A 17,448-nucleotide genomic window follows, 5' to 3' on the forward strand; every position below is an offset into this window, starting at 1 on the left:
ATGGGGAATCGGGAATGGGGAATGGGAAGAGCGGTCGCCCGCCCGGCCCCGGCTCCGCTGTTGCTTCAACCATTCCCCGTTCCCCATTCCCCATTCCCGGCGCAGCACCGCTGCGCATCGCCCTCGTCGCCGGCGAGGCCTCCGGCGATCTGCTGGGCGCGGGGCTGATCGAGGCGCTGCGCGCGCGCTACCCCAACGCCGAGTTCGCCGGGGTCGGTGGCGAGGCGATGCGCCAGGCCGGTTGCGCGACCTGGTTCGACGCCAGCGAGTTGGCGGTGATGGGCCTGCTGGAAGTGCTGCGGCACCTGCCGCGCCTGCTCAAGCTGCGCCGCGCGCTGCGCGAGCGGGTGCTGGCCTGGCAGCCGGACGTGTTCGTCGGCATCGACGCCCCCGACTTCAATCTTGGCGTGGAGCGCTGGCTGAAGCAGCGCGGGCTGCGCACCGTGCATTACGTCAGCCCGTCGGTGTGGGCCTGGCGCGAGCAGCGCGCGGCCAAGATCGGCGCCAGCGCCGACCGGGTGCTGTGCCTGTTCCCGATGGAGCCGCCGATCTACGCCAGGCACGGCGTGGATGCGCGCTTCGTCGGCCATCCCATGGCCGACGCGATCGCGCTGCACGCCGACCACGACGCCGCGCGCGCCGCCCTCGGCGTGGCCGCCGACGTGCCGGTGCTGGCGGTGCTGCCGGGCAGCCGCCTGGGCGAGATCGGCAAGCTCGGCGACACCTTCTTCGCCGCCGCCGCGCAGGTGCTGCAGCAGCTGCCGAACGCGCGCGTGCTGGTGCCGGCCGCCAATGCCGCGTGCAAGGCGCTGATCGCCGAGCAACTCGCGCGCTCGGCCTTGCCGCCTGCCGCCACCCAGGTGCTGGACGGCAACGCGCGCACCGCGCTGCTCGCCGCCGACGCGGTGCTGCTGGCCTCCGGCACCGCGACCCTGGAAGCCATGCTGGTGAAGCGGCCGATGGTGGTCGGCTACAAGGTCGCCCCGCTCACCTACCGCATCGTCAAGGCGCTGGGCTTGCTGAAGGTGGATCGTTACGCGCTGCCCAACATCCTGGCCGGCCACGATCTGGCGCCGGAACTGATGCAGGACGCCTGTACGCCCGATGCGCTGGCCGCCGCCCTGCTACACTGGCTGCGCAACCCGCAGGCGGTGGCGGCGCTGCAGCCCGAGTACGAGCGCCTGCACCTGCTGCTGCGCCAGGACGCCTCGGCCCGCGCGGCGGATGCGGTGCTCGAATTGCTGGAGGGCCGGGATTCGGAAATCGGGAATCGGGAATCGTCAGGAGCAACGGCATGAAGCGCCTCCTTTCCCCGCCGTCGCCGCAGCAGTCGCTTTTGTCCCATTCCCCATTCCCCACTCCCGATTCCCGGCTTTACGCCGGCGTCGACGAGGCCGGCCGTGGTCCGCTGGCCGGGCCGGTGGCGGTGGCGGCGGTGGTGTTCGATCCGGCGCGCACCCGCATCAACGGGCTGGACGATTCCAAGCAACTGACTGCGGCGCGGCGCGAGACGCTGTACGCGCGCATCGTCGAGCGCGCGCTGGCCTGGCAGGTGGTGCTGATCGAGGCCGAGGAGATCGACCGCCTGAACATCTACCAGGCGACCATGCTGGGCATGCGCCGCGCGGTCGAAGGCGTGGCCCACGTCGCCGGCTTCGCCCGCATCGACGGCAACCGCGTGCCCAAGGGCCTGCCCTGCGCCGCCGAGGCGTTGGTCGGCGGCGATGCCCGCGACCGCGCGATCATGGCCGCCTCGATCGTCGCCAAGGTCACCCGCGACCGGATCATGCAGCGCCTGCACGACGAGCACCCGCACTACGGCTTCGACCTGCACAAGGGCTACGCCACCCCGGCGCACCTGGCGGCACTGGCCGCGCACGGCCCCTGCATCCACCACCGGCGCAGCTTCGCGCCGGTCAGGATGGCCCTGGCGGGCCAGGATTCGGCAGTGGAGATTGGGGATTCGCTGGAGTCGCTGCAGCTCGCGTAGGAGTTCAGTTGGGATAGGCGGGCAATCACGCGCCCTCACCGCCCACTGAGACCGCCACCAATCCCCAATCCCCACTCCCGAATCCCCGCGCCCACCTGTCAAGCCTTGCCCGGCTCGCCCCCCGCCGCTACCCTGCCCGGGCATCGCTCTGGTTCCGCATGTCCACTTCCCGCTTCGCCCATCTGCACATCCACACCGAGTTCTCGCTGGCGGATTCGACCATCCGTGTGCCCGAGAAACCGGATCAGGCTGACCCGAAGAAAGCCAAGCAGGCCAACCTGCTCAGCCGCGCAGTGGAGCTGGAACTGCCTGCGCTGGCGGTCACCGACCTCAACAACCTGTTCGCGCTGGTCAAGTTCTACAAGGCCGCCGAGGGCGTGGGCATCAAGCCGATCGCCGGCGCCGACCTGCTGATCGCCGACGGCACCCAGGCGCCGTGGCGGCTGACCGTGCTGTGCCGCAACCGCGACGGCTACCTCAGCCTGTCGCGACTGCTGACCCGCGCCTGGCTGGAAGGCCACCGCAGCGAAGGCGGCGTGGCGCTGCGCCCGGAATGGCTGCAGACCGGCAGCGACAACCTGTTCGCGCTGGCCGGCCGCGAGAGCCTGGCCGGGCGCCTGGCCAGCGAAGGCCGCCACGACCTGGCCGAGCAGCAACTGGCCGACTGGCAGCGCATCTTCGGCGACGGCCTGCACCTGGAACTGACCCGCACCGGCCGCGACGGCGAGGAGGCGTTCAACCAGTTCGCCCTGCACGCCGCCGGCACCCGCGGCCTGCCGGTGATCGCCAGCAACGACGTGCGCTTCCTGTACGCCAGCGACTTCGCCGCGCACGAGGCGCGCGTGTGCATCTCCTCCGGCCGCGTGCTCGACGATCCCAAGCGTCCGCGCGACTACAGCGACCAGCAGTACCTGAAGTCGGCCGAGGAAATGGTCGCGCTGTTCGCCGACATCCCCGACGCGATCGACAATACGCTGGCGCTGGCGCAACGCTGCAACATCGAGATGCAGCTGGGCACCTACTTCCTGCCCGCCTACCCGGTGCCCGACGACGAGACGCTGGACAGCTGGATCCGCAGCCAGTCGCGCGACGGCCTGGCCGCACGCCTGGAAAAGAACCCGCTGGCGCCCGGCAAGACCCGCCAGGACTACGTGGACCGGCTCGAGTTCGAGCTGGACACCATCATCAAGATGGGCTTCCCCGGCTACTTCCTGATCGTGGCCGACTTCATCCAGTGGGGCAAGAATCAGGGCATCCCGATCGGCCCGGGCCGCGGCTCCGGTGCCGGCTCGCTGGTGGCGTGGGCGTTGCAGATCACCGACCTGGACCCGCTGCCGTACAACCTGCTGTTCGAGCGCTTCCTCAACCCGGAACGCGTGTCGATGCCCGACTTCGACATCGACTTCTGCATGGATCGCCGCGACGAGGTGATCGACTACGTGGCGCGCAAGTACGGCCGCGACCGGGTCAGCCAGATCATCACCTACGGCACCATGGCCGCCAAGGCGGTGGTGCGCGACTGCGGCCGCGTGCTCGGCTTCCCGTACGGCCTGGTCGACGGCGTCGCCAAGCTGATCCCCAACATCCTCGGCATCACGCTGAAGGATGCGATGGGCGAAGGCAAGGACAGCGAGATGGCCTCGCCGGAGCTGATCCAGCGCTACCAGGCCGAGGACGACGTCCGCGACCTGATGGACCTGGCGCGGCAGCTCGAGGACCTGACCCGCAACGCCGGCAAGCACGCCGGCGGCGTGGTGATCGCGCCGACGCCGCTGTCCGACTTCTGCCCGCTGTTCGCCGAACACGACGTCGACAACTTCGGCAAGAACCCGGTCACCCAGTTCGACAAGGACGACGTCGAACAGGTCGGCCTGGTCAAGTTCGACTTCCTCGGCCTGCGCACCCTGACCATCATCGATTGGGCGGTGAAGGCGATCAACGTGCGCCACGCGCGCGCCGGCATTCCGCCGGTGGAGATCGCCGCGATCCCGCTCGACGACGCACCGACCTACAAGGGCATCTTCGCCTCGGGCAATACCGGCGCGGTGTTCCAGTTCGAATCCTCGGGCATGCGCCGGCTGCTGAAGGACGCCCGCCCCGACCGCTTCGAAGATCTCATCGCGCTGGTCTCGCTGTACCGCCCCGGCCCGATGGACCTGATTCCCTCGTTCAACGCGCGCAAGCACGGCCAGGAAGAGATCGTCTATCCCGATCCGCGCACCGAAGCGATCCTGAAGGACACCTACGGCATCATGGTGTACCAGGAGCAGGTGATGCAGATGGCGCAGATCGTCGGCGGCTACTCGCTGGGCGGCGCCGACCTGCTGCGCCGCGCGATGGGCAAGAAGGTGCCGGCGGAAATGGCCAAGCACCGCGAGATCTTCCGCGAGGGTGCGGCCAAGGGCGGCGTCGGCGAGGCCAAGGCCGACGAAATCTTCGACCTGATGGAGAAGTTCGCCGGCTACGGCTTCAACAAGTCGCACGCCGCCGCCTACGCCCTGGTCAGTTACCAGACCGCGTGGCTGAAACGCCACTACCCGGCCGAGTTCATGGCGGCCACGCTGTCCTCGGACATGGACAACACCGACAAGGTGGTCGGCTTCCTCGACGAGGTGCGCAACCTCGGCCTGACCGTGCTGCCGCCGCGCATCAACGCCTCGGCCTACATGTTCGAGGCGGCCACGCCGGACACCATCCAGTACGGTCTGGGCGCGATCAAGGGCGTGGGCCGCGGCGCCTGCGAGGCGATCGTGGCCGAGCGCGAGCGCGGCGGCGAATACGCCTCGCTGCTGGATTTCTGCACCCGCGTGGAGTCGGCCAAGCTCAACAAGCGCACCCTTGAGGCGATGATCAACGCCGGCGCGATGGACGGGCTGGGCAGCAACCGCGCCACGCTGATGCTGCAGTTGCCGGAGGTGATGAAGGCCACCGAGCAGATGGCGCGCGAGCGCGCCTCCGGGCAGAACTCGCTGTTCGGTGGCGCCGACACCAGCGCCCCGGCGCTGCGCCTGGACCTGCCGGAGAGCAAGGAATGGCCGCTGGGCCAGTTGCTGGCCGGCGAGCGCGAGACGCTGGGCTTCTACCTCAGCGGCCATCCGTTCGATCCGTACCGCGACGAAGTGCGCGAACTGGTCGGCTGCGACCTGAGCGCGCTGGAAAAGATCTGCGCGCAATCCGGCGGCGGCCGCGGTGGCGGCGGCGACGGCGAGAAGCGCGCGTGGCGCCCGGAGGTCAGCGCGATCCTCGCCGGCCAGGTGGTCGGCGTGCGCCGCAAGGGCGACAGCCAGGTGTTCGTGCAACTGGAGGACGGCCGCGGCCGCATCGAGTGCAGCGCGTTCTCCGACGCCATCGCCGAGTTCGGCCACCTGCTGACCCGCGACCGCATCCTCATCGTCAAGGGCGGCGTGCGCGAGGACGAATTCAACGGCGGCTACGCCATGCGCATCCGCCAGTGCTGGGACTACGAGCAGATCTGCACGCACCACGCGCAGCGCCTGTCGCTGCGCCTGGACCTGCGCCAGCGCAGCGCCTGGCCGCGCATCGACGGCTTGCTCGCCCGCCACCGTCCGGGCAAGACGCCACTGCGCCTGGACCTGCTGCTGCAGTCGGCGCAGGGCGGCATCGCCGGCATGCTCGACCTCAACGGCAGCCATTCGGTGCGCGTGGACCCGCAGCTGCTGGACGCCCTGCGCGGCGACCCGGCGGTGCGCGCGGTGAAGGTCAAGTACAGCCCGCCGTGGGCGTGAGCCGGGAATGGGGAATCGGGAGTCGGGAATCGTAGAAGCCGGCCTCTCGATGGCGTGAACATCGCGCGGAGCCGCCCCGCTCTTGCCATTCCCCATTCCCGATTCCCCATTCCCGGCCTCGTCCCCCCGTTCCCCCCCGTACGGGCCATCCGCATCGCTTCGGCTACACTTCCCCCTTTAGTTCACCACGGCTTCCAATGAACCCGAACTACCTCGACTTCGAGCAACCCATCGCCGATCTGGAAGCCAAGATCCAGGAACTGCGCAACGCCAGCACCGGCCCGGCGGTCAACGTCGACGCCGAGGTCGGGGCGCTGGAGGACAAGCTGCGGGTGCGTACCGCGCAGATCTTCCGCGACCTGTCCTCGTGGCAGATCTCGCAGCTGGCACGGCATCCGCAGCGTCCGTACACGCTGGACTACATCAACGTGTTCTGCGACGAGTTCCAGGAACTGGCCGGCGACCGCGCGTTCGCCGACGATAAGGCCATCGTCGGCGGCCTGGGCCGCATCGACGGCCGCGCGGTGGTGATCATCGGCCACCAGAAGGGCCGCGACACCAAGAGCAAGATCGCGCGCAATTTCGGCATGCCGCGTCCGGAGGGCTATCGCAAGGCACTGCGCCTGATGAAGCTGGCAGAGCGCTTCAAGCTGCCGCTGCTGACCTTCATCGACACCCCCGGCGCCTACCCCGGCATCGGCGCCGAGGAGCGCGGCCAGAGCGAGGCGATCGCGCGCAACCTGCTGGAGATGGCCGAACTGAAGGTGCCGGTGATCTGCACCGTGATCGGCGAAGGCGGCTCCGGCGGCGCACTGGCGATCGGCGTGGGCGACCGCACCCTGATGCTGGAATACGGCACCTACTCGGTGATCTCGCCGGAAGGCTGCGCCTCGATCCTGTGGAAGGACGCGTCCAAGGCCAAGGACGCCGCCGAACAACTCGGCCTGACCGCCAAGCGCCTGTCCGCGCTGGGCCTGGTCGACAAGGTGATCCGCGAACCGATCGGCGGCGCCCACCGCAACCCCACGCAGATGGCCAAGCGCCTGAAGGCGGTCCTGCTCAACGAACTGGACGCACTGGAACAGCTGCCGATCGAGCAGTTGCTGGAGAAGCGCTACGCCCGCCTGCGCAGCTACGGCGCGTACGAGACGGCGTGATCGCAGCGGCGTTGCCGCTGCGGGGGGGAAACGGGAATCGAGAATGGGGAATGGGACAAGCTGGCCGCCTCGACGCTGTGGCATGCGAGACGAATCCAGCTCGCGCTCTAACAGCTAGCGTCGCGCCGCTTCACCCATTCCCGTCTCTCCATTCCCCATTCCCAGCCCCACTCAAAACGGCTTCGCCAGCACCAGCCAGATCACCACCAGCAGTCCCAGCACCGGCAGTTCGTTGAACAGGCGCAGCGCACGCGAGGACGGCAGTGGCTGCGCCTGCCCCACGCGCTTGAGCCAGCGGCCGGTGAAGATGTAGTAGGCCAGCATCAGCGCCACCAGGCCGAGCTTGGCGTGCAGCCAGCCGCTGTGGCCGGGCGCGACCATGGTCGGGAAGTCCGGCAGCACCTTGTAGCCCAGCCACAGGGTGAGCCCCAGCAGCAGCGCCAGGCCGAACATGCTGTGGCCGAAGCGGTACAGGCGCCGCCCCATCAGCGCCAGGCGCTCCTGCACCTGCGGCTGGCCCGCGCTCTCGGCGATGTTGACCAGGATCCGCGGCAGGTAGAACACCGCCGCCATCCACGCGATCACGAACAGCAGATGCAGGGACTTGATCCACAGGTAGAGTTGCATGCGCTGGCTCCGTGTCGCTGGCGTAGGATGTGCGGCCATTTTCGCCGATTCATCCGGCGCCCGCACGGACCACACGCCCGCATGGACAAACAGTACGACGCCGACTACTTCCAGCGCTGGTATCGCCGCGACGGCATCGGCGACGCCGCGCGCCTGGCGCGCAAGGTCGCACTCGCCGTGGCCCAGGCCGAGTACTACCTGGAACGGCCGATCCGCAGCGTGCTCGACATCGGCTGCGGCGAAGGCGCCTGGCGCGCGCCGCTGCTGAAGCTGCGGCCCAAGCTGCGCTACCTCGGCTTCGACAGCAGCGACTACGCCGTCGCCCGCTACGGCCGCCACCGCAACCTGCACCCGGCGCGCTTCGGCGATTTCGCTTGGCTGCGGCCATGCGCGCCGGTGGACCTGCTGGTGTGCTCGGACGTGCTGCACTACGTGCCCAGCCGCGAACTGCGCCAGGGCCTGCCTGGCCTGGTGGAGCTGTGCGGCGGGGTGGCGTTCCTGGAGACCTTCGCCGCCGAGGACGACTTCGACGGCGACCACGCCGGCTTCCAGCCACGCGCGGCACGCTGGTACCGGCGCCAGTTCGGTGCGCTCGGCCTGCGCCCGGTGGGCAGTCATTGCTGGCTGGCGCCAGCGCTGGCGGGCGATGCGGCGGCGCTGGAGACGATTGGTCTGGTGCCCCATTAAGGTGCAAATGCCCGGGATGGGTTATGCTGCACGGCAGCATACGCTCAGGATGGAAACGCCGGCATGCTCTACCAGTGGCACGAACTGACCCGTAACCTGCTCGCCCCCTGGGTGCACCAGGCCGAAGCCAACGCCAAGATCTTCTCCGACCCCAACAGCCTGTGGTCGACGCTGCCCGGCGCCGAGCGCCTGGCCGCGAGCAACGAGTTGATGCACCGCCTGGGCAAGGACTACGAGAAGCCGGCCTGGGCGCTTGACCATGTCGAGGTCGACGGCCACGCGCTGCCGATCGTCGAACAGGAAGTGCTGCGCAAGCCGTTCTGCCGCCTGCTGCGCTTCAAGCGCTTCAGCGACGACGCCAAGGTCGTGGACGGACTCAAGAAGCAGCCGGCCGTGCTGGTGGTGGCGCCGCTGTCCGGCCACCACGCCACGCTGCTGCGCGACACCGTGCGCACCCTGCTGCGCGACCACAAGGTCTACGTCACCGACTGGATCGACGCGCGCATGGTGCCGCAGGCCGACGGCGACTTCGGCCTGGACGACTACGTGCGCTACGTGCAGGACTTCATCCGCCACATCGGCGCCGAGTCGCTGCACGTGATGAGCGTGTGCCAGCCGACCGTGCCGGTGCTGGCCGCGGTGTCGCTGATGGCCGGGCGCGGCGAGACCACGCCGCGTTCGCTGGTGATGATGGGCGGCCCGATCGACGCGCGGCGCAGCCCTACCGAGGTCAACAACCTGGCCACGCGCAATCCGCTGTCCTGGTTCGAGCACAACGTCATCCACACCGTGCCGCCGGCCTACCCCGGCCACGGCCGCGAGGTCTACCCGGGCTTCCTGCAGCACATCGGCTTCCTGGCGATGAACCCGAGCCGGCACTTCATGTCGCACTGGGATTTCTACGCCAACCTGGTCAAGGGCGACCTGCAGGACGCCGAGGCGCACCGCCGTTTCTACGACGAGTACAACGCGGTGCTGGACATGCCGGCCACCTACTACCTGGACACCATCCGCGTGGTGTTCCAGGAGTTCCTGCTGCCGCGCGGCGAATGGGTGATCGACGGAGAACGCGTCGACCCGGCCGCGATCCGCGACACCGCGCTGCTCAGCATCGAGGGCGAACTGGACGACATCTCCGGCCTGGGCCAGACCGCCGCCGCGCAGGACCTGTGCACCGGCATCCCCGCCGCGCGCCGCCAGCACCTGGAAGTGCAAGGCGCCGGCCATTACGGCATCTTCAGCGGCCGCCGCTGGCGCGACATCGTGTATCCGCAGGTGCGCAGCTTCATCGCCGCCAACGCCGGCGCCAGCCGCGCGCCGGCGGCCGGCAACGTCACCCCGCTCAAGCGTCGCGGCAGCCGCAAGGCGGGCTGAGCGGCATCTCCCCCGCTGCGACCCCGCCGCGGGCGATCGTGCATCAGGACATCAGGGCGCCTCGCTGCGCACCAGCAGGTGCTTGGCCAGCAGGCCATGCGCCTTGCCGAAGCCGCGCGACAGGTGCAGGGTGACGAAGAACAGCGCTGCGCCCAGCACGCTGACCAGCAGCAACGGCAGCCACGCCTCGCTGCCGATCCAATGCAGCGGACCGACATGAACGGTCAGATCCGCGACATCCGGGGCAAACAGCGCGGCAGGCGCCAGCAGCATCAGCAGCGACGTACTCAGCAAGGCCGCGAATACCGTGAAGTAGAAGATCCCCAGCGGCAGCATCAGCAGGAAATACAGCATCGTGGTCCAGGTGCGCGCGTCGGTGAACATCTGCCCGATGCGCCGCAGCCAGGGTTGTGTGCGCTCGCTGTACAGCGGCCGCCGCGGCATGCGCTCGCCCAGCAGCACTTCCACCACGCGGCCTTCCACCAGCGACAGCAGCCGCACCGAACCGAAGAACAGCACCAGCAGCGGCACGCCGACGATCAGGATCAGCATGCCCGCCGACACGCTGACCCCGGTCACCACCCAGGTGAAGTAGAAGATGCCGGTGACCAGCGACAACAACATGTAGAACAGACTGCCGTAGGCGCGCGGGTCGGCGGCCACACCAAAGAAGCGACCGAGCAACGATTTGCGCTTGGGCGGCGCCGGCGGCTTCAGCGCGCGGTTCACCGTCACCTCGGTATCGCGGTAGATCTCGGCCACTTCATCGGGCGCGCCGTAGCTGCCGGCGACACCGGCAATGACCTCGGCCTCGCTCTTGCCCGGCTGCTCGGCCAGCTCCGAACGCAGGTATTCCTCCGCGTCGTACAGCGCGTCCTGGACCAGCGCCGGGTCGGCGCCGGTTAGCGCCGCGCGCAGTTGCGCCAGGTAGTCGGGAATGGTGGTCGGCAAGGGCCGCGGTGCGGTGTGTGCGCTGCTCATTCTGGAATCCCCTTCAGCACGGAATCGACGGAATCGCGGGTGGCGCGCCACGCCGCGGCCCATTGCCGCAGCGTGGCCAGGCCCGCCGCGGTGATGCGGTAGTAACGCCGTGGCGGCCCGGCCACCGACGGTTCGACATGGCTGGACAGCAGCCCCGCCGCCTCCAGGTTGCGCAGCACCGGGTACAGCGCGCTCTGCTTGCCGCTGAGCACGCCCTCGCCCACCTGCTCCATGCGCTTGGCGATGAGATAGCCGTACAGCGGCGCCTCGGCGGCGGCCAGCACCGCCAGCAAGGCCAGCGACACGGTGCCGGCGCTCAGCTCCTTCTGGAATTTCTTCAGCTGCGCATCCGGCTCGACCATGGCGCCCCTCACTAGGTTGAAGTGGATACTAGTGCAGAGTTCGACATAGTCCCCGTGCCGTTGGTCATATGCGCCGCCCCAGCCGGCGTTCCAGGCGACAAACGTTTCGGCAACACCGCGCTGACTACACTGCGTGGCCTTCCTTTGTGCATGCCATCCAGGAGGTCACGCATGAGTTCGACGCCCGCCACCCCAGAGCCCGGGCAGGCCACCGAGGCCAGCTTCGCCAGTTCCGGCAACCAGTTCTCGACCGGCGCGTTCAAGCGCGATCCAGATGCCGGTTCGGCCTCGGTCGAGTACAGCCGCACGGCTGCGCAGGCCAAGTACGGCCCGCTGGAATACGCGGCGGTGCACACCGGCAAGGTCGGCGCCGGGCGCAAGCAGGAAAATGGCGACACGGTGTTCAACGTCGAGATGGAGTTCACCCAGGGCCATCGCATCCAGGGCGACTTCAAAGCCGGTCGCCTGGCCGCCGACGGCAGCCTGACCCAGGCCACCGGCGAGCGCGGCCGCTACGAAGTCCGGCTGCGCGGCGACGCCACGGCCGACGCCGCTGCGCGGGTGAATCCCTTCGACCCCACGACCATCCCGGAAGGCGGCCGCGTCAAGCTCGATGGCCAGGTGTTCGCCAAGACCTCGATGGAAGCGGCGTTCCGCGGCTTCGCCACGTCCAGCGAGCGCACCGACGCGGCCGGCATGAGCTATGCGGTGGAGCGCCTGGACGCCGATCGCGTCCGCGTCGCGGTCGGTCCGACCCAGGCGGTGGAGCGGCTGGAGGCGGTGGGGCTGAAGACCGACATCGCCCAGGCCATGCTGGGCCGGCAGGATGCGCTCGGCCAGGCGACCATGAACACCGCCACCTTCGACCTGCGCGATCCGCAGGCCCAGGCCGCGTACCGCGCGTTCCTGGCCAGCGGCAAGCTCGCCGCCAACGCGCCCGGCGTCGGCGACGTGCAGAAGGTCGAAAGCCTGACCATGAGTTCGGAGACCCGCGCCCAGCTCGGCCTGGGCCCGTTCAAGGCCGAATTGGGCGGCCAGCGCAACACTGGCGAGAACGTGCGCACCACCTATGCCGACGGCAGCTCCAGCGTGGTCGGCAAGGTGCAGTACGCCGGCAACGTGCCGATGACGCTGACCCGCCAGTTCGACCCGGCGGGCAAGGAGCGCGTGGACGAACGCAGCTACCAGTTCACCTTCGACAAGGTCGACCACAACCAGGCGCAACTGCTCAACGCCGCGCTCGCCGGCAAGGACACCGCCCCGGCCGATACGCCGATCGCGGCCGGCCAGAACGCCACGCTGCGCTTCTCCGAGCAGCAGATGGACGCGCTGCGCCAGCAGTACCAGCGCGCCGCCCAGGCCAGTCCGATGACCGCGCATGAGGCCGCACAGTATGAGAAGCAGAGTCCGCAGGATTTCGCGATCGGCCTGGCGCGCAACCTCGGCAATTCCCAGTACGGCCTGAGCGAGCGCCTGTTCCGCGTGGCCAGCAGCGCCGGCGGCACGCCGGGCGGCGACCTGGTGCGCATCGACGCGCAGGTCGACCGCGCCGACCCGCCATCACCGTCAGCGCCCACGCGCGCCGCCCCGAGTACCGGCGCCATGCCCGCTGCGCGTGCCGCCGCCGATCCGCAGCAAGAGGCGATGCAACAGGCGATCGCGCGCAAGCTCACGCCCTACGACGCCAACGTCGCGAGCGGCTTGCTGCTGGCGGCGCGGCGCGATGGCCTGACCCAGGTCGATCACGTGCTGCGCAACGACAACGGCCGCGTGTTCGCGGTACAGGGCGACCCGATGTCCGCCGACAAGCGCGTGGCCTACGTGGACGCTGCGCAGGCGGCAACCATCCCGGCCGCGGAAAGCGCCAGGCAACTGGCCGCGCTGCCGCCGACGCCGAATCAGGCTCCGATGCCGGACATGCAGGAACCGCAGAGGCGCGCGCTGTCGTAGGCGCTGCCGGTGGCACGGCGATCGCGCCGCGCCGCCGGCGCATTGGCAGCGGCCACCGCTTCGGTGAGAATCGAGCGCTCACCGACCGGGCCGCCCTCATGCCGCTGCGCACTTCTCTGCTCGCCCTCGCGTTGTCGCTGTCCGCCTCCGCCGCATGGGCGGGAGCACCACCGCCGGCCGTGCCGTACCGCAGCCCGCAACAGATCCTGGACGCCTCAAAGCCCAGCGACTGGCGCACGCTGGATCCGGCCAACACGCTGTACCTGGAGCTGGACACCGGCCGGGTGATCATCGAGCTGGCGCCGGCGTTCGCGCCGCAGCACGTCGGCAACATCCGTACCCTGGCCCACGAGCACTTCTGGGACGGCCTGAGCATCTACCGCTCGCAGGACAATTTCGTGGTGCAGTTCGGCGACCCCGATGGCGAGGAGCCGGGCAAGGCCAAGTCGCTGGGCAGCGCCAAGACCCATCTGCCCGCCGAGTTCCAGCGACCCGCCGCCGGCCTCGCGTTCCAGCCCCTGCCCGACCGCGACGGCTGGGCGCCGCAGGTGGGCTTCGTCGACGGCTTTCCGGTGGCGCGCGATCCCAAGGCCGGCACCGCCTGGCTGGCGCATTGCTACGGCACCGTGGGTGCCGGCCGCAACAACGACGAAGACAGCAGCATCGGCGCCGAACTGTACGTGGTCACCGGGCAGTCGCCGCGGCAACTGGACCGCAACATCACCGTGGTCGGCCGCGTGGTCAAGGGCATGGAGTTGCTCAGCGTGATCCCGCGCGGGCCGGACCCGATGGGCTTCTACGAAAAACCCGAGCAGCGCACGCCGATCCGCGCAATCCGCCTGGCCAGCGACGTGCCGGAAGCAGAGCGCACCCCGCTGCAACTGCTGCGTACCGATACCCGCACCTTCCGCGAGGTGGCCGAGGCGCGGCGCAATCGCCGCGACGCGTTCTACAAGCGCCCGGCCGGGCACATCGACCTGTGCAACGTGCCGCTGCCGGTGCGCGCGCCGCCGAAGTGACGCGTCATGCGCGCGCCGGACGGCGCGCGCTCAGGCGCCGCCGACGCCGCGCCGCTGCGGCTGCTGCGCGTGTAGGAAGCGGGTGAACAGTTCGCGCGGCTGCTCCACGGCGCACTCAGTCAGCAGCATGGCGATGTTGCCGCGGTGGAAGGCGCCATGCGCGAGCACGTGGAACAGCATTTCCTGGCGGCTCATGCGGCCGGTGTCGCCATCGGTGAAACGGAACGCCAGCGTCTGCTGCAAGGCGGGCGCGTCGAGCCGGGCGACATAGTCGGCATACCACCGGTCCGATTCGATCACGGCCGCGCCCAGCGCCTCCAGTTCCGGCGTCTGCGGCGTGTTGCTCGCGGTGAATGCATGGGTGCCGCCCTCCAGGTGTGCGGCGAAGATCCGGTCCACCACGTAGGTGTGGTTCAACAGCCGGATCGCACGCTGACGCTGCGCCGGATACGCGGCCGCATCGATCTGCGCCAGCGCCTGCAGCATCTCGGCGTTGGCCCACGCCTTGAAAGCGAACTGCGATGCGAGCAGGGAATCGGTCATTGCGTCGTCCTCCAGGCCAGGTGGTCGTGCCACGCGGCGTTTGCGGCGGCACCACGCGTCCGCGCCAGTATCCTGCATCTCACCCACGCCTGCTCTCTGCGGATCGGCCATCGCGTCCGCGGACCTGCGCTCGCGTTACGACGCCGCCATGCGGCACCTGGCAGGCCCAAGCCAACCGGCGATGTGGCCAGGGACTGGATGCCAGGCCCTACCGCGCGCGCTGGCTGAAGGCGACGCTGCCCAGGATCAGCGCACCGGCCAGCAGCATGGTCCAGGTCAACGGCTCGCCCAGGAACCACCAGGCCAGCAGCGCGCCGAACACCGGGATCAGGTAGGTCACGGTCGAAGCGCGGGCCGGGCCGATGCGCTGGATCAGCCGGTAGTACATCAGGTAGGCCAGGCCGGTGCAGACCACGCCCAGGCCGCCCGCACAGGCCCAGGCCAGCGCCGATACCGGCGCGGTTGGCCAATGCGTCCACGCCAGCGGCGCCAGCAGCAGCGCGCTGCAGCCAAGCGTGGCCGCCGCCGACGCAGCCGGCGGCAGGTCGCCCATGTGCCGCTTCACCAGGTTGTAGCCGATGCCGTACAGCAGCGAGGCGGTGGCGCCGGCGAAGGCGGACGGACCGACGCTGAGCCCGGCCGACTTGCCGGTGGCCAAGACCAGCACGCCGATGAAGCCGACCAGCAAGGCCAGCGCGCGGCGGGTGCCGATGCGCTCGCCGAAGAACAGGAAGGCGATCAACGCAGTGAACAGCACCGTCATCGCGTTGCAGATCGCGCCGATCGCCGCCGGCGCATGCTGCGCGCCCCACGCGAACAGCAGGAACGGCAGCGCGGAATTGAGCACGCCGATCGCCGCCAGGGTCGGCCAGCGCCGCAGCGGGAAACGCGCCCGCGCCAGCCACAGGAACGGCAGCAGCACCGCTGCGCCCAGCGCCAGGCGCAGTTCCACCAGTGCGTAGGCGCCGAACTGCGGCGCCGCCACGCGCATGAACAGGAACGAGCAGCCCCAGACGACGCCGAGGAAGCCCAATTCCAGCGGCGTGCGCCAGTCGCGCGACGCAGCGCCGTCGGCTACGGGCGCGGGAGGGGCGGAGACGATGCCAGGTTGCAGGGAGGTGTCGGAAGTAGGCATGGAGGAGGCTCGCGGTCGACCGGGAACGCGCCGCAGCGATCCTGCGACGCCACGCATCCGCCGCCGGCTGCGGATGCCGGGTGGCGCCCCCGCACCGCCCAGATCGCTGCTGCCCGCCGCGCATGTCGTGTTCGGCTGCCAGCATCGTCCTGCGCCACACGGCGGACAAGCGCGTAGTATCGTCGCGAGCCACAAATCTGCCGCGTGTCTGACCGTGCAACTGCGCCCGTCCCTGCTGCCCGCGCTTGGCGTGTTCGCCGCCGCGGCACGCCACCAGAACTTCGCCCATGCCGCGGAGGAACTGCATCTCACCGCCAGTGCGGTCAGCCACCATGTACGGCGCCTGGAAGCGCTGCTCGGCGCCACGCTGTTCCAGCGCCACGCGCGCGGGGTCAAGCTGACCGCCGAAGGCCGGCAACTGGCCGATGCCGCCAGCGCGGCGCTGGCCGATATCGCCGCGGTGGCCGGCAACCTGCATCCGCAGGCCGACACCGCGCCGCTGCGCCTGACCACGCTGCGCTCGCTCTCATACTGCTGGCTGCTGCCGCGCCTGCCGCGCTTCTGCCAGGCCTACCCGCACGTGCGCCTGGAGATCCAGACCGACTCCGCCTTCTCGCGCTTCGAAGAGGGCGGCCCCGAGCTCGGCATCCGCTACGGCCAGGGCGACTGGCCGGGGCTGACCTCGCACCACCTGATGGACGACGCACTGTTCCCGGTGGCCTCGCCGGCCTTGCCGCAACTGGCGACGCTGCGCCGGCCCGAGCAGATCGCGCAGTTGCCCTTGCTCACCGACATGTCGCCGCAGGGCTGGCGCGACTGGTTCCGCGCCGCCGGCGTGCGCGGCGTGGCGCTGCCGCCGATGCACACCTTCAACGACAGCACCGATGCGATGCGCGCGGCGGTGTACGGCGTGGGCGCGGTGCTGGCGCGCAAGCACATCGCACAGCCCTACCTGCAGCGCTACGAGCTGGTGCGCCTGCCCGGCCCGGCACTGACCGCGCGCTATTCCTACTACATCGTGCATCCGACCCACCGCCTGCTCAGCCCGGCCGCCAGCCACTTCATCGACTGGCTCAAGCGCGAGGCGCTGGACGAACGCACGCCGCTGCCGGCATTGCCGGCGGAATTGCTCGGCTTGCCGCCGACGGCGGGTTAGTTCGTTTCGCCGTGCGTGCGCAGCGAATGCGCAGTGAGGTGGTGGCGCGACAGAGACCTTAAGTCTCACGGCGGGTCGCGTCGGGACTGAAGTCTCTCCCACAGAGGGCGGAAGCCCCTCTCCGATCGGGAGAGGGGTTGGGTGAGGGTCCTGCGCAAAGGCGACTCGGGGAGCCTGGATGTACGAGGCTGCGCCCGTTCCCTCATCCGCCGCTGCGGGGCGCCTTCCCCCGAAAAGGAGGCCATGGTCCCGATGGGAGAAGGAAGCGCCGTCGCCGCTCTCCGATCGGAAGCGCAGCTCAAGGTGAGGTTCCAGCCGTCTCAGCGACCTGCGGCGCATGCCCGCCGGACTGCGAATGCGGCAGCGGCCGGATGCGCACCCGGTGCGCACAGACGTCCACATCCGGATACAGCATCGAACGTCCGTTGCGAAAGGTGAAGCGAAGATCGTAGCGGCAGGCAGCGCCTGCGAGCGGGAAGGTCGCTGCGTCGCCACCGCCCAGCAACGGCGCGTGGAGTGCGACCTCACGGAACGCTCCACTGCCCGGCGCAGCGACCGCCAGCGACGTCAGCGCGTCATAGGCACGGTTGCTGAGTTCCAGATAGCGGACCGGTTCGGCGGCGGCCGCAGGTGCGGTCGCGACGGACAGGGAGACGGTGAAGGCAAAGAGACGGATCGAGGGCATGACGGGATCTCCGATGGGAAGGATTCGCCAGCCACA

Annotated in this window: 15 protein-coding genes; 9 read left to right on the forward strand and 6 right to left on the reverse strand. The window is 69.7% G+C overall.

All coding sequences use genetic code 11. The features are described from left to right. Nucleotides 1-14 precede the first annotated feature (14 nt). The 4 genes from lpxB to Q7W82_RS16385 all read left to right on the forward strand — a co-directional run bounded on the left by lpxB (nt 15) and on the right by Q7W82_RS16385 (nt 6,893). Complete coding sequence (gene lpxB, locus Q7W82_RS16370) at nt 15-1,298, forward strand: lipid-A-disaccharide synthase (RefSeq protein WP_242159361.1); 1,284 nt, start codon at nt 15-17, stop codon at nt 1,296-1,298. Then, complete coding sequence (locus Q7W82_RS16375) at nt 1,295-1,990, forward strand: ribonuclease HII (protein ID WP_242159362.1); 696 nt, start codon at nt 1,295-1,297, stop codon at nt 1,988-1,990. Before lpxB ends, Q7W82_RS16375 begins: the two co-directional genes overlap by 4 nt. 158 nt (nt 1,991-2,148) lie before the next feature. Next, nucleotides 2,149-5,736 carry a DNA polymerase III subunit alpha gene (gene dnaE, locus Q7W82_RS16380; RefSeq protein WP_242159363.1) on the forward strand — a complete coding sequence of 1,196 codons (3,588 nt, stop codon included), beginning with the start codon at nt 2,149-2,151 and terminating at the stop codon, nt 5,734-5,736. A gap of 197 nt (nt 5,737-5,933) precedes the next feature. Next, the gene (locus tag Q7W82_RS16385; protein WP_242159364.1) at nt 5,934-6,893 is read left to right on the forward strand and encodes an acetyl-CoA carboxylase carboxyltransferase subunit alpha; all 960 of its coding nucleotides are present in this window, start codon (nt 5,934-5,936) and stop codon (nt 6,891-6,893) included. A 171-nt stretch (nt 6,894-7,064) separates the two neighbouring features. On the opposite strand, the gene Q7W82_RS16390 is transcribed toward Q7W82_RS16385, so the two are convergent. Next, the gene (locus Q7W82_RS16390) at nt 7,065-7,520 is read right to left on the reverse strand and encodes a CopD family protein (RefSeq protein WP_019797166.1); all 456 of its coding nucleotides are present in this window, start codon (nt 7,518-7,520) and stop codon (nt 7,065-7,067) included. An 81-nt stretch (nt 7,521-7,601) separates the two neighbouring features. Here Q7W82_RS16390 and Q7W82_RS16395 point away from each other — a divergent pair, with 81 nt between their 5' ends. Together Q7W82_RS16395 and phaZ are read left to right on the forward strand one after the other, a co-directional pair. Next, the gene (locus Q7W82_RS16395) at nt 7,602-8,207 is read left to right on the forward strand and encodes a class I SAM-dependent methyltransferase (protein WP_010344055.1); all 606 of its coding nucleotides are present in this window, start codon (nt 7,602-7,604) and stop codon (nt 8,205-8,207) included. A 63-nt stretch (nt 8,208-8,270) separates the two neighbouring features. Further along, complete coding sequence (gene phaZ, locus Q7W82_RS16400; RefSeq protein ID WP_242159365.1) at nt 8,271-9,581, forward strand: polyhydroxyalkanoate depolymerase; 1,311 nt, start codon at nt 8,271-8,273, stop codon at nt 9,579-9,581. A 51-nt stretch (nt 9,582-9,632) separates the two neighbouring features. Here phaZ and Q7W82_RS16405 read toward each other — a convergent pair whose 3' ends face one another. Continuing rightward, nucleotides 9,633-10,562, reverse strand: coding sequence for a sensor domain-containing protein (locus Q7W82_RS16405; RefSeq protein WP_242159366.1), 930 nt, complete (start codon nt 10,560-10,562; stop codon nt 9,633-9,635). Continuing rightward, nucleotides 10,559-10,924, reverse strand: coding sequence for a PadR family transcriptional regulator (locus Q7W82_RS16410; RefSeq protein WP_242159367.1), 366 nt, complete (start codon nt 10,922-10,924; stop codon nt 10,559-10,561). Before Q7W82_RS16410 ends, Q7W82_RS16405 begins: the two co-directional genes overlap by 4 nt. 171 nt (nt 10,925-11,095) lie before the next feature. Here Q7W82_RS16410 and Q7W82_RS16415 point away from each other — a divergent pair, with 171 nt between their 5' ends. Next, nucleotides 11,096-12,874: an XVIPCD domain-containing protein gene (locus tag Q7W82_RS16415; RefSeq protein ID WP_242159368.1), complete on the forward strand. Its 1,779-nt coding sequence runs from the start codon at nt 11,096-11,098 to the stop codon at nt 12,872-12,874. Nucleotides 12,875-12,972: 98 nt separating this feature from the next. Then, a complete protein-coding gene (locus Q7W82_RS16420; RefSeq protein ID WP_242159369.1) occupies nt 12,973-13,893 on the forward strand; it encodes a peptidylprolyl isomerase in 921 nt (306 codons plus the stop codon). Between the two features lie 30 nt (nt 13,894-13,923). On the opposite strand, the gene Q7W82_RS16425 is transcribed toward Q7W82_RS16420, so the two are convergent. Beyond that, nucleotides 13,924-14,547: a DinB family protein gene (locus tag Q7W82_RS16425; RefSeq protein WP_353949493.1), complete on the reverse strand. Its 624-nt coding sequence runs from the start codon at nt 14,545-14,547 to the stop codon at nt 13,924-13,926. 97 nt (nt 14,548-14,644) lie between these two features. After that, on the reverse strand, nt 14,645-15,571 hold the full coding sequence (locus tag Q7W82_RS16430) for a DMT family transporter (RefSeq protein WP_242159371.1): 927 nt from the start codon (nt 15,569-15,571) through the stop codon (nt 14,645-14,647). A gap of 214 nt (nt 15,572-15,785) precedes the next feature. On the opposite strand from Q7W82_RS16430, the gene Q7W82_RS16435 reads away from it, so the two are divergent. Continuing rightward, on the forward strand, nt 15,786-16,727 hold the full coding sequence (locus Q7W82_RS16435; protein WP_242159372.1) for a LysR substrate-binding domain-containing protein: 942 nt from the start codon (nt 15,786-15,788) through the stop codon (nt 16,725-16,727). Between the two features lie 298 nt (nt 16,728-17,025). On the opposite strand, the gene Q7W82_RS16440 is transcribed toward Q7W82_RS16435, so the two are convergent. Beyond that, nucleotides 17,026-17,412 (reverse strand): hypothetical protein, encoded by a 387-nt coding sequence (locus Q7W82_RS16440; protein WP_242159373.1) that lies wholly within the window; start codon nt 17,410-17,412, stop codon nt 17,026-17,028. Nucleotides 17,413-17,448: the final 36 nt, after the last annotated feature.

The sequence above is a fragment of the Xanthomonas indica genome, assembly GCF_040529045.1.
Lineage (GTDB): Bacteria > Pseudomonadota > Gammaproteobacteria > Xanthomonadales > Xanthomonadaceae > Xanthomonas_A > Xanthomonas_A indica.

Excerpts from the sequence above, each read along its gene's own strand:
- lpxB (WP_242159361.1), top strand. The coding sequence starts at position 15 with ATGGGGAATGGGAAGAGCGGTCGCCCGCCCGGCCCCGGCTCCGCTGTT.
- Q7W82_RS16375 (WP_242159362.1), top strand. The coding sequence starts at position 1,295 with ATGAAGCGCCTCCTTTCCCCGCCGTCGCCGCAGCAGTCGCTTTTGTCC.
- dnaE (WP_242159363.1), top strand. The coding sequence starts at position 2,149 with ATGTCCACTTCCCGCTTCGCCCATCTGCACATCCACACCGAGTTCTCG.
- Q7W82_RS16385 (WP_242159364.1), top strand. The coding sequence starts at position 5,934 with ATGAACCCGAACTACCTCGACTTCGAGCAACCCATCGCCGATCTGGAA.
- Q7W82_RS16390 (WP_019797166.1), bottom strand. The coding sequence starts at position 7,520 with ATGCAACTCTACCTGTGGATCAAGTCCCTGCATCTGCTGTTCGTGATC.
- Q7W82_RS16395 (WP_010344055.1), top strand. The coding sequence starts at position 7,602 with ATGGACAAACAGTACGACGCCGACTACTTCCAGCGCTGGTATCGCCGC.
- phaZ (WP_242159365.1), top strand. The coding sequence starts at position 8,271 with ATGCTCTACCAGTGGCACGAACTGACCCGTAACCTGCTCGCCCCCTGG.
- Q7W82_RS16405 (WP_242159366.1), bottom strand. The coding sequence starts at position 10,562 with ATGAGCAGCGCACACACCGCACCGCGGCCCTTGCCGACCACCATTCCC.
- Q7W82_RS16410 (WP_242159367.1), bottom strand. The coding sequence starts at position 10,924 with ATGGTCGAGCCGGATGCGCAGCTGAAGAAATTCCAGAAGGAGCTGAGC.
- Q7W82_RS16415 (WP_242159368.1), top strand. The coding sequence starts at position 11,096 with ATGAGTTCGACGCCCGCCACCCCAGAGCCCGGGCAGGCCACCGAGGCC.
- Q7W82_RS16420 (WP_242159369.1), top strand. The coding sequence starts at position 12,973 with ATGCCGCTGCGCACTTCTCTGCTCGCCCTCGCGTTGTCGCTGTCCGCC.
- Q7W82_RS16425 (WP_353949493.1), bottom strand. The coding sequence starts at position 14,547 with ATGGCCGATCCGCAGAGAGCAGGCGTGGGTGAGATGCAGGATACTGGC.
- Q7W82_RS16430 (WP_242159371.1), bottom strand. The coding sequence starts at position 15,571 with ATGCCTACTTCCGACACCTCCCTGCAACCTGGCATCGTCTCCGCCCCT.
- Q7W82_RS16440 (WP_242159373.1), bottom strand. The coding sequence starts at position 17,412 with ATGCCCTCGATCCGTCTCTTTGCCTTCACCGTCTCCCTGTCCGTCGCG.